The sequence below is a fragment of the Jatrophihabitans sp. genome (assembly GCF_035474675.1).
GTDB lineage: Bacteria > Actinomycetota > Actinomycetes > Mycobacteriales > Jatrophihabitantaceae > Jatrophihabitans_A.
This window is the reverse complement of the sequence record NZ_DATINC010000137.1, coordinates 1-10,782: the sequence shown is the minus strand read 5'-3', so window position 1 is coordinate 10,782 and position 10,782 is coordinate 1. Positions and strand designations below refer to the sequence as shown.

The window sequence follows — 10,782 nt, the reverse complement described above, 5'->3', positions numbered from 1 at the left end:
AAGGGCACCCTGGACCACATGGCCGAGGCGTTCTTCGGTCCCGGCATCGTGACCCGGCTCCGGCCGTCCTACTTCCCGTTCACCGAGCCCAGCGCCGAGCCGGACCTGCTCTGCTTCGTCTGCCGGGGTGAGTCGGTGGGCAATCCGAACCGGCCGTGCCGGACCTGCGACAGCGAGGGCTGGATCGAGTGGGGCGGCTGCGGCATGGTCAACCCGCGGGTGCTGCGGGCCTGCGGCATCGACCCCGAGGTGTACTCGGGCTTCGCCTTCGGAATGGGGATCGAGCGCACCATGATGTTCCGCAACAACGCCGCGGACATGCGTGACATCGTCGAGGGCGACCTCCGGTTCACCCAGGCCTTCGGAATGGAGGCCTGAGATGAAGGCACCGGTGTCCTGGATCGCCGAGCTCGTCGAGTTGCCCGCCGGCCTGGACGGCCCGGCCCTGGGTGAGGCGCTGGTCCGGGTCGGCCTGGAGGTGGAACGGGTCTCGGCCCCCGCCGATGCGGTCAGCGGGCCGCTGCTGCTCGGCCGGGTGCGCTCCGTGGAGGAGCTGACCGAGTTCAAGAAGCCGATCCGGTACTGCCTGGTCGAGGTCGGCGAGGCCGAGCCGCGCGGCATCGTCTGCGGCGCCCGGAACTTCGCCGAGGGCGACCTGGTGGTGGTGGCGCTGCCCGGCGCGGTGCTGCCCGGCCCGTTCCCGATCACGGCCCGCCAGACCTACGGCCGGACCTCGGACGGCATGATCTGCTCGGCCCGCGAGCTGGGCCTGGGCGACGAGCACTCCGGCATCCTGGTGCTGCCGGCCGACGCCGGCCGGCCCGGTGAGAGCGCCCTCGACGTGCTCGGCATGCGCGACGCGGTCCTCGACATCGCCGTCACCCCCGACCGCGGCTACTGCCTGGCGATCCGCGGGCTGGCCCGGGAGGCGGCCGCCGCGCTGGACGTGCCGTTCACCGACCTGCCCGCGCCGGCCGTTGAGCCCGGCCCGGACGGCTACCCGGTGACAGTGTCGGACCCGGCCGGCTGCGACCGGTTCGAGGTGCGGGCGGTGACCGGGCTGGACGCCCGGCGGCCGACGCCGGAGTTCATCGCCGCCCGGTTGCGGGCCTGTGGCATGCGCTCGATCTCGCTGGCCGTCGACATCACCAACTACGTGATGCTCGAGACCGGCCAGCCGCTGCACGGCTACGACCGGGCACAGCTGTCCGGGCCGCTGGGCGTGCGCCGGGCCGAGCCGGGGGAGAAGCTCACCACCCTCGATGACGCGGTCCGCTCGCTAGACCCCGACGACCTGGTGATCACCGACGACCGGGGACCGATCGGCCTGGCCGGGGTGATGGGCGGCGCGACCACCGAGCTGTCCGAGGCCACCACCGAGGTGCTGCTGGAGGCCGCCCACTTCGACCCGGCCACCGTCGGCCGGATGGTGCGCCGGCACAAGCTGCCGTCCGAGGCCGCCAAGCGGTTCGAGCGCGGCGTCGACCCGGCGATGGCGCCGGTGGCGTTGCGGCGCTGCGTCGAACTGCTGGTCGCCCACGGCGGCGCCAGCCCGGTGGCCGGCGGCACGGTGGTGGGCGACGGCCCGGCACCGGTCCGGATCGAGCTGCCGGTGACCCGGCCGGGCGAGCTGGCCGGCACTCCGATCAGCGCCGGTGCGGTCCGCCGCCGGCTGGAGCAGGTCGGCTGCCGGGTCGAAGTGGTCGCGGGCCCCGCCGAGGCGGCCGGCACGGCCAGGCACGCCGAGCCGGGAGCCGACGAGGTGCTGGCGGTCGTCCCGCCGTCCTGGCGTCCGGACCTGACCGACCCGGCCGACCTGATCGAGGAGGTGGTGCGGCTGGAGGGCTACGACAAGGTGCCCTCGGTGCTGCCGCGCTCACCGCTGGGCCGCGGCTGGAGTGCCGAGCAGCGGCTGCGCCGGTCGGTATCCCGGGCGCTGGCCGAGGCCGGCTACACCGAGGTGATCAGCTACCCGTTCGTCGCGCCGGTCGTGCACGACGCCTTCGGGCTGGCCCCGGACGACGTCCGGCGGCGGGCGCTGCGGCTGGCCAACCCGATCTCCGACGCCGAGCCGGAGCTGCGGACCTCGCTGCTGCCGGGACTGCTGGCCAACCTCAGCCGCAACCTGGGCCGGGGCAACCGGGAGCTGGCACTGTTCGAGATGGGCCTGGTGTACCTGCCGGCCGAGAGCGCCGAGCCTGCCCCGCGGCCGGGTGTCGAGCACCGGCCGAGCGACGCCGAGCTCGCCGCGATCGAACGGACCGTGCCGGTCCAGCCGCGCCACCTGGCCACCGTGCTGGCCGGCGACCGGGAGCTGCCGGGCTGGTGGGGACCGGGCCGGCCGGCCAACTGGGCCGACGCCATCGACTCCGCCCGGGTGGCCGCCCGGGCGGCCCGGGTCGGGCTGGAGATCCGCCAGGCCGACGTCGCCCCATGGCACCCGGGCCGGTGTGCGCAGCTGCTGCTGGACGGCGCGGTGATCGGCACCGCCGGCGAGCTGATGCCGCGGGTGGTCGCCGCGCTCGACCTGCCGCCGCGTACCTGCGCGATGGAGCTGAACCTCGACGCCTTCGTCCCGCCGCCGCCGGCCGAGGCGCCGGTGCTGTCGAACTACCCGCCGGTGCTGCTCGACCTGGCGCTGGTGGTGGCGGCTGGGGTGCCGGCGGCCGAGGTGCTGGCCGCGGTCCGGGACGGTGCCGGCGAGCTGCTGGAGTCGGTCCGGCTGTTCGACGTCTACACCGACGACCAGCGGCTGGGGCCCGAGCTGAAGTCGCTGGCCTTCGCGCTGCGGTTCCGGGCGCCGGACCGGACGCTCACCGTCGAGGAGGCCACCGCGGCCCGGGACGCGGCGGTCGCCGAGGCCGGGAGCCGGCTGGGCGCGGTACTGCGCGGCTAACCCCTATCGGCTGGATCCTGCCGGGCTGGTCCTTGTCCGGCCAACTCCGCTCTGCTGACTCCTGGCTGGCTGGTTCCTGCCTGTTTGGGGCAAGCCCAGCGCGGCGCATTGCAGGCGATGTAGGGCGAGTGTTTACTTCCCTCACTCTGCGTACCGGAAAGGCGGCCGTGACCCATTCGCACGCCCCGCGCCGGCGGACCGACCAGCCAGCCGGCCGGGACGGCTGCACCGACTGTTCGACCCCCTCCGAACCGGTCCGGCGGACGGCGCTGCCCGGCTTGGCGGTACCGGCCCCGACCGGCGCCCCGGTGATCCGCCGGCAGAAGGCCGACGCGGTCCGCTACGCCACGGACAACAAGATCGACATCACGGTCAGCAAGCAGGCGGTCCTCGACTACGTCAACGACAAGGGCAACGACAAGGAGTTGCGCAAGGGGCTGCTGGACGCCTGGAACCTCAACGCCTCGTCGCAGTGGGTCATCGACACTCCGGCCGACCTGGCGAAGGCCTCGGACAACCCGTTCCACTACTCCAACTTCACCGAGTACCAGGACTTCACCAAGTCCACCACCGGCGTCTCGGTACAGGCCTTCGGCGGGCCGATCAGCGCGTTCTACAACCAGGGCGCGCCCAAGCTGGGCTCGCAGGCGAAGAACTGGGGCAAGAGCTCGCTCGGCGACACCTACGTCAGCTACATCGCCGGCCTGCGCAGCGGCGGCAAGACCGATGCCGTGATCGCGCGGGCCCTGCTCGACTTCGACGACTCGGTGCTGGCCTCGCACCTGGAGAAGCGGGCAGCGGCCATGATGACCGTCACGGTGTACCTGGCCGAGGAGTGGCGCAAACAGGGTGCCGCGAAGATCTACCGGGCGAACCTGCGGCTGATCGCGGCCGGTACCAAGACCTTCGACGACTTCCTCACCGACTTCGAGTTCATCGGCAGCGCCCAGGACGGCCGCAAGCAGGTCGGCCGGTTCTACGACGTGCACAACGGCGATGCCGAGCTCAGCGACATGGACGACGGGGAGCAGCAGGTCTACAACGCGATGTCGCCGGCACGCGACGAGGACTTCAGCAGCGAGGACGAGATGCGCACCGAGGACAAGAAGAACCTGAAGGGCACCCGGCTCTTCGCCAAGAAGCACAAGTAGGCCGCAGCAGGAACCCTCCCCGGGCTTCGCATTTTCTTGCGTCTACATGCATAATGTTTCGCATGGGTACCTCCGTCGCCGTCGCCGGTGCCAGTGGCTACGCAGGAGGTGAGCTGCTCCGGCTGCTGGCCGGCCATCCGGACTTCGAAGTGGTCGCCGCCACCGCGCACTCGCACGCCGGCCAGCCGGTTACCGATCTGCATCCCCAGCTGGTCAGCTACTCCGATCTGAGCCTCGCCGACACCACGCCCGACGTGCTGGCCGGCGCCGAGCTGGTCTTCCTGGCGCTGCCGCACGGTGCCTCGGCTGCGCTGGCCGCCGAGCTGCCCGGCTCCACCAGGGTGGTGGACCTGGGCGCGGACTTCCGGCTGGCCGACGCCGCCGCCTGGCAGCGCTACTACGGCGGCCCGCACGCCGGAACCTGGACCTACGGGCTGCCGGAGCTGCCCGGCCGGCGGGCGGCGATCGCGGCCAGCGACCGGGTGGCCAACACCGGCTGCTACGCGGCGGCCATCATCCTGGCGCTGGCGCCGCTGATCGCGGCCGGCCTGGTCGAAGCGGACGACGTGGTGGTGGTCGCGGCCTCCGGCACGTCCGGCGCCGGCCGGGTCGCCAAGCCCGCGCTGCTCGGCAGCGAGGTGATGGCGGACCTGTCGCCCTACAAGGTCGGCGTGCACCAGCACGTCCCGGAGATCCTGCAGGCCACCGGCGCCCGGACGCTGTCGCTGACCCCGGTGCTGGCGCCGATGGCCCGCGGGATCCTCGCCACCGTCACCGCCCGGCCCAGCACGCCGGGGCTGACCCTCGACCAGGTGCGCCAGGCGCTGGCCGACGCCTACGCCGGCGAGCCGTTCGTCCACCTGCTGCCCGCCGGGCGGCAGCCGCACACCGCAGCCACCCTCGGCTCGAACTCGGTGCACCTGCAGGCGGAGCTGGACGCCAGCTCCGGACGGGTGATCGTCACCAGCGCACTGGACAACCTCGGCAAGGGCGCGGCCGGCCAGGCGGTGCAGAACGCCAACCTGATGCTGGGGCTGGCCGAGACCACGGGGCTGTCCGCCGACGGGATCGCGCCGTGAGCGTCACCGCGGCCGGCGGGTTCCGGGCGTCCGGGGTCGCCGCCGGGCTCAAGGCATCCGGTGGCCTCGACGTGGCGCTGGTGGTCAACGACGGGCCGCTGCAGGCAGCCGCGGCGGTCTTCACCGCCAACCGGGTGAAGGCGGCCCCGGTGCTGTGGTCGGCGCAGGTGGTGTCCGACGGCATCGCCCGGGCGGTGCTGCTCAACTCCGGCGGCGCGAACGCCTGCACCGGCCCGGCCGGCTTCGCCGACACCCACGCCAGCGCCGAGCGGGTCGCCAAGCTGCTGGACGTCAGCGCCGCCGACATCCTGGTCTGCTCGACCGGCCTGATCGGGGAGCGGTTGCCGATGGACCGGCTGCTGCCCGGCATCGAGCGGGCGGCGGCCACGCTCTCCCCGGACGCCGGCCCGGACGCCGCCGAGGCGATCCGCACCACCGACTCGGTGGCCAAGACCGCCGTCACGCAGTCGCCGGCCGGCTGGACGGTCGGCGGGATGGCCAAGGGCGCCGGCATGCTGGCACCGAGCCTGGCCACCATGCTGTGCGTGCTGACCACCGACGCGGTCGCCGACCAGGCCGGCCTGGACGCCGCGCTGCGGGCCGCGGTCCGCACCACCTTCGACCGGCTGGACGCCGACGGCTGCATGTCCACCAACGACACGGTGGTGCTGCTGGCCAGCGGTGCGTCCGGAGTGGTGGCGGAGCAGGACGAGCTGGCCCGGGTGGTGCACGCGGTGTGCGCGGACCTGGCCCGGCAGCTGCTGGCCGACGCCGAGGGTGCCACCAAGGAGGTCGAGATCGTGGTGGCGAGCGCCGCCAGCGAGGACGACGCGGTGCAGGTGGGCCGCTCGATCGCCCGCAACAACCTGCTCAAGTGCGCGCTGTTCGGCAACGATCCCAACTGGGGACGGGTGCTGGCCGCGATCGGCACCACCACGGCGGCCTTCGAGCCCGACCAGCTCGACGTCGCGATCAACGGCGTGCAGGTGTGCCGGGGCGGCGCGGCGGGGGACAGCCGCGACCTGGTGGACCTGACCGGCCGGCAGGTGCGGATCGAGGTCGACCTGCACGCCGGCCCGGCCAGCGCCACCGTCCATACCAACGACCTGTCGCACGGCTACGTCGAAGAGAACTCGGCGTACTCCACATGAGCCGGCCGACCGCGCTGTCCCGGCCCGCTGCCGCCAAGCCGGCGGTGTCGCCGGAGGTGGCGGCCCAGCAGGCCGCCACCCTGATCGACGCGCTGCCCTGGCTGCAGCGCTTCTCGGGCAAGGTGGTGGTGATCAAGTACGGCGGCAACGCGATGACCGCGCCGGAGCTGCAGACCAGCTTCGCCCAGGACGTGGTGTTCCTGCGCTACGCGGGGGTGCGTCCGGTGATCGTGCACGGCGGCGGCCCGCAGATCACCGAGCAGCTGCAGCGGCTGGGCATTCCCAGCGAGTTCCGGGGCGGCCTGCGGGTCACCACCCCGGAGGCGATGCAGGTGGTCCGGATGGTGCTGACCGGCCAGGTGAACGGCGACGTGGTGAACCTGATCAACGACCACGGCTCGTTCGCGGTGGGGCTGTCCGGCGAGGACGCCGGCATGCTGCGCGCCGAGCGCCGGCCGGCCCTGGTGGACGGCCAGCCGGTGGACATCGGCCAGGTCGGCGACGTGGTGGCGGTCGACCCCAGCGCGGTGACCGCGCTGCTGGACGCCGGGCGGATTCCGGTGATCGCCAGCGTGGCCCGCGGTGCGGACGGCCTGTCCTACAACGTCAACGCCGACACCGCGGCCGCGGCGCTGGCCGCCGCGCTGGGTGCTGAGAAGCTGATCGTGCTCACCGACGTGGCGGGCCTGTACGCCGACTGGCCGGCCAGCAGCGAGGTGATCGCCGAGATCCGGGCCAGCCGGTTGGCCGACCTGCTGCCCGGGCTGGCCGCCGGCATGGTGCCCAAGATGGAAGCCTGCCTGCGGGCGGTCCAGGCCGGCGTGCCGTCGGCCACCGTGATGGACGGCCGCGCGCCGCACGCGCTGCTGCTGGAGATCTTCACCACCGAGGGGATAGGAACCATGGTGCTGCCTGACGTCGAGTTGAATCCTGCGCCGGCCGTCCCAGAGGTGCGGTCATGACCAACCAGCTGATGGCCAAGCGCTGGGCCGCGGTGATGATGGACAACTACGGCACCCCGCAGCTGGCGCTGGCCTCCGGGCAGGGCTGCCGGGTGACCGACGTCGAGGGCACCAGCTACCTGGACTTCGTCGCCGGCATCGCGGTCTCCGCGCTGGGGCACGCGCACCCGGCGGTCGTGGCGGCGGTCACCGAGCAGGCCGGCCGGCTGATGCACACCTCGAACCTGGTCAGCCACGAACCGGGCGTCCGGCTGGCCGAGAAGCTGCAGTTCCTGGTCGGCGACCCGTCGGCCCGGGTGTTCTTCGCCAACGACGGCGCGGCGGCCAACGAGTGCGCGGTCAAGCTCAGCCGCCTCTACGGCCGGTCGCTGGACCCGAGCGGGAACCGGCTGGGCCTGGTGTCGACCGCCAACAGCTTCCACGGCCGCACCCTGGGCGCGCTGGCGGTCACCGGCAACCCCGCCAAGCGGCAGCCGTTCGAGCCGCTGCCGGGCCCGGTCACCTTCGTCGACTACGGCGACGTCGAGGCGCTGCGGGCCGCGGTGGACGACGGCGTCGCGGCGGTGTTCCTGGAACCGACCCAGGGCGAGGGCGGGGTGCTGCCGGCGCCGCAGGGTTACCTGGCCGCGGCCCGCGAGATCTGCGACCGGACCGGCGCGCTGCTGGTGGTCGACGAGGTGCAGTCCGGCATCGGGCGTACCGGGCAGTGGTTCGCCAGCATCGCCGCCGGCGTGGTGCCCGACATCCTCACCCTGGCCAAGGGCCTGGGCGGTGGCCTGCCGATCGGGGCCTGCATCGGGTTCGGCAAGGCCGCGGGGCTGTTCGCTCCCGGCTCGCACGGCAGCACCTTCGGCGGCAACCCGGTGTCCTGCGCGGCCGCGCTGGCCGTGCTGGAGACCATCGAGCAGCAGGACCTGCTGGCCCAGGTGCGCCGGTGCGGCGCCGCGCTGGCGGCGGGCCTGCACGGGCTGGACAGCCCGCTGGTGGAGCAGGTGCGCGGCAGCGGGCTGTGGTACGGCGTCCAGCTGAGCTCGGACTGCGCGGCGCAGGTGGAGCTGGCGGCCCGCGAGCGCGGCCTGCTGGTGAATTCGGTCCGGCCGGACGTGCTGCGGCTGGCGCCGCCGCTGATCGTCACCGAGGTCGAGATCGCCGAGGCGCTGCAGCTGCTGGGCGCGGCCCTGCAGGCCGTGCAAGCCGAGCAGGCCGACCAGGCCGGGCAAGCAGGAGCGAGCGGCTGATGCCCCGGCACTTCCTGCGCGACGACGACCTCAGCCCGGACGAGCTGGTCGAGGTGCTCGACCTCGCCGATGAGCTGAAGGCCGACCGGTTCTCCCGCCGCCCGCTGGCCGGCCCCCGGGCGGTCGCGGTGATGTTCGACAAGCCGTCCACCCGGACCCGGGTCTCGTTCAGCGTCGGCATCGCCGAGCTCGGCGGCTACCCGTTGATCATCGAGTCCTCCGACACCCAGCTGGGCCGCGGCGAGCCGATCGAGGACACCGCCCGGGTGCTGGACCGGCAGGTGGCCTGCATCGTGTGGCGCACCTTCGAGCAGCAGCAGCTGGCCGCGCTGGCCGCCGCCAGCGCGGTGCCGGTCGTCAACGGGCTCACCAACGAGTTCCACCCCTGCCAGATCCTGGCCGACCTGCAGACCATCCGGCAGCACAAGGGCAAGCTGGCGGGGCTCACGGTGAGCTACGTCGGCGACGCGTCGAACAACATGGGCAACTCCTACCTGCTGGGCAGCGCCGCGGCGGGCATCTCGATCCGGATCGGCGGCCCGGCGGGCTACCTGCCCGATCCCGCCATCGTGGACCGGGCCCGCACGATCGCGGCCGGCACCGGTGGCTCGGTGACCATCACCTCCGACCCGCTGGCCGCGGTGGACGGCGCCGACGTGCTGATCACCGACACCTGGGTGTCGATGGGGCAGGAGCGCGAGCAGGCCGACGACCACGAGTTGCAGCCGTTCGCGGTCACCGCCGACACCCTGGACCGGGCCGCCCCCGGTGCTATCGTGCTGCACTGCCTGCCGGCCTACCGGGGCAAGGAGATCGCGGCCGAGGTGCTGGACGGCCCGCGCAGCGTGGTGTGGGACGAGGCGGAGAACCGGCTGCACACCCAGAAGGCGTTGCTCACCTGGCTGCTGGAGAGGTCCTAGATGGCGCGCACCGTCCGGCAGGTCCGCCCGGACATCCCGATGCCGCAAACGCCACTGGGCGGCCCGACAACGCCCGCGGGCGGTCCGACAAACGGCTCGACGGCGCCGCCGGGCGGCCCGACGAACGGCCCGCAGGAGCTGCCCAGCCGGGCCGCCCGGCATGCCCGGATCCTGGCGCTGCTGTCCGAGCGCCGGGTGCGGTCGCAGGGGGAGCTGGCGGCACTGCTGGCCGACGCCGGCGTGCCGGTCACCCAGGCCACCCTCAGCCGGGACCTCGACGAGCTCGGGGCGGTGAAGCTGCGCACCCCGGACGGCGGCCAGCCGGTGTACGTGGTGCCGCAGGACGGTGCCCCGCTGGCTGCCCGGCAGCTGCGCGACGCCCCGCCGCAGCGGCTGGCCCGGCTGCTCGGCGAGCTGCTGGTCTCGGCCGAGGGCAGCGCCAACCTGGTGGTGCTGCGCACCCCGCCGGGGGCCTCGAACTTCCTGGCCAGCGCCATCGACCGGGCCGGCCTGCCCCAGGTGCTGGGCACCATCGCCGGTGACGACACCATCGTGGTGATCAGCCGCGACCCGGCCGGCGGCCCGGCGCTGGCCGCCGAGCTGATGGAGCTGTCCACCAGCACCTGACGCGCTACACCCCGAACGCACCAACCGGATCAACCTCATAGATCGACAGGGAGAGTTTTCGACATGACCAAGCGGGTAGTGCTCGCCTATTCCGGCGGCCTGGACACCTCGGTGGCGATCGGCTGGATCGGGGCCGAGACCGGTGCGGAGGTGATCTGCGTGGCCGCCGACGTCGGTCAGGGTGGCGAGGACATGGACCAGATCCGCCAGCGCGCGCTGGACTGCGGCGCGGTCGAGTCGGTGGTGCTGGACCTCAAGACCGAGTTCGCCGAGGAGTACTGCCTGCCGGCATTGCGCGCCAACGCCCTGTACCTGGAGCGCTACCCGCTGGTCTCGGCGCTGTCGCGGCCGGTGATCGCCAAGCACCTGGCGCTGGCCGCGCAGCAGTACGGCGCCGACACCGTCGCGCACGGCTGCACCGGCAAGGGCAACGACCAGGTCCGCTTCGAGGTCGGCATCGGCGCGATCGCCCCGGACCTGAAGGTGATCGCCCCGGTCCGCGACAGCGGCATGACCCGGGACAAGGCCATCCAGTTCGCCGAGGATCGCGGGCTGCCGATCGACCAGTCCAAGCGCTCGCCGTACTCGGTGGACCAGAACTTCTGGGGCCGGGCGGTGGAGACCGGCATGCTCGAGGACCCGTGGAACGCCCCGATCGAGGACGTCTACTCCTACACCGCCGACCCGACCGTGGCCCGCGAGCCGGACGAGGTGATGATCAGCTTCGACAACGGCGTCCCGACCGCCGTGGACGGCCG

9 protein-coding genes and 1 pseudogene are annotated in these 10,782 nt (G+C 73.3%); all 10 read left to right on the top strand.

All coding sequences use genetic code 11. The features are described from left to right. Positions 1 to 378: pseudogene (locus VLJ82_RS15590) on the top strand (phenylalanine--tRNA ligase subunit alpha); the annotation flags it as partial. Between the two features lies 1 nt (position 379). Beyond that, on the top strand, positions 380 to 2,896 hold the full coding sequence (gene pheT / locus VLJ82_RS15585; RefSeq protein ID WP_408664281.1) for a phenylalanine--tRNA ligase subunit beta: 2,517 nt from the start codon (positions 380 to 382) through the stop codon (positions 2,894 to 2,896). A gap of 167 nt (positions 2,897 to 3,063) precedes the next feature. Beyond that, complete coding sequence (locus tag VLJ82_RS15580) at positions 3,064 to 4,047, top strand: hypothetical protein (protein ID WP_408664280.1); 984 nt, start codon at positions 3,064 to 3,066, stop codon at positions 4,045 to 4,047. Between the two features lie 62 nt (positions 4,048 to 4,109). Further along, positions 4,110 to 5,126: an N-acetyl-gamma-glutamyl-phosphate reductase gene (gene argC, locus VLJ82_RS15575; protein WP_408664279.1), complete on the top strand. Its 1,017-nt coding sequence runs from the start codon at positions 4,110 to 4,112 to the stop codon at positions 5,124 to 5,126. After that, positions 5,123 to 6,277, top strand: coding sequence for a bifunctional glutamate N-acetyltransferase/amino-acid acetyltransferase ArgJ (gene argJ / locus VLJ82_RS15570; RefSeq protein WP_408664278.1), 1,155 nt, complete (start codon positions 5,123 to 5,125; stop codon positions 6,275 to 6,277). The genes argC and argJ overlap by 4 nt, the downstream gene beginning before the upstream one ends. Then, positions 6,274 to 7,239 (top strand): acetylglutamate kinase, encoded by a 966-nt coding sequence (gene argB / locus VLJ82_RS15565; RefSeq protein ID WP_408664277.1) that lies wholly within the window; start codon positions 6,274 to 6,276, stop codon positions 7,237 to 7,239. The genes argJ and argB overlap by 4 nt, the downstream gene beginning before the upstream one ends. Further along, positions 7,236 to 8,477: an acetylornithine transaminase gene (locus VLJ82_RS15560; protein WP_408664276.1), complete on the top strand. Its 1,242-nt coding sequence runs from the start codon at positions 7,236 to 7,238 to the stop codon at positions 8,475 to 8,477. Before argB ends, VLJ82_RS15560 begins: the two co-directional genes overlap by 4 nt. Then, on the top strand, positions 8,477 to 9,397 hold the full coding sequence (gene argF / locus VLJ82_RS15555; RefSeq protein WP_408664275.1) for an ornithine carbamoyltransferase: 921 nt from the start codon (positions 8,477 to 8,479) through the stop codon (positions 9,395 to 9,397). The genes VLJ82_RS15560 and argF overlap by 1 nt, the downstream gene beginning before the upstream one ends. A 39-nt stretch (positions 9,398 to 9,436) precedes the next feature. Then, entirely contained in the window at positions 9,437 to 10,024 is a 588-nt protein-coding gene (locus tag VLJ82_RS15550; protein ID WP_408664282.1) for an arginine repressor, read from the top strand. A 63-nt stretch (positions 10,025 to 10,087) separates the two neighbouring features. Then, on the top strand, positions 10,088 to 10,782 hold a 695-nt coding region (locus VLJ82_RS15545; RefSeq protein ID WP_408664274.1), incomplete at its 3' end, for an argininosuccinate synthase.

Bases quoted from the DNA above. Each gene is read 5' to 3' on its own strand.
- argF (WP_408664275.1), top strand. From the start codon at position 8,477: ATGCCCCGGCACTTCCTGCGCGACGACGACCTCAGCCCGGACGAGCTG.
- argC (WP_408664279.1), top strand. From the start codon at position 4,110: ATGGGTACCTCCGTCGCCGTCGCCGGTGCCAGTGGCTACGCAGGAGGT.
- VLJ82_RS15550 (WP_408664282.1), top strand. From the start codon at position 9,437: ATGCCGCAAACGCCACTGGGCGGCCCGACAACGCCCGCGGGCGGTCCG.
- argB (WP_408664277.1), top strand. From the start codon at position 6,274: ATGAGCCGGCCGACCGCGCTGTCCCGGCCCGCTGCCGCCAAGCCGGCG.
- pheT (WP_408664281.1), top strand. From the start codon at position 380: ATGAAGGCACCGGTGTCCTGGATCGCCGAGCTCGTCGAGTTGCCCGCC.
- VLJ82_RS15560 (WP_408664276.1), top strand. From the start codon at position 7,236: ATGACCAACCAGCTGATGGCCAAGCGCTGGGCCGCGGTGATGATGGAC.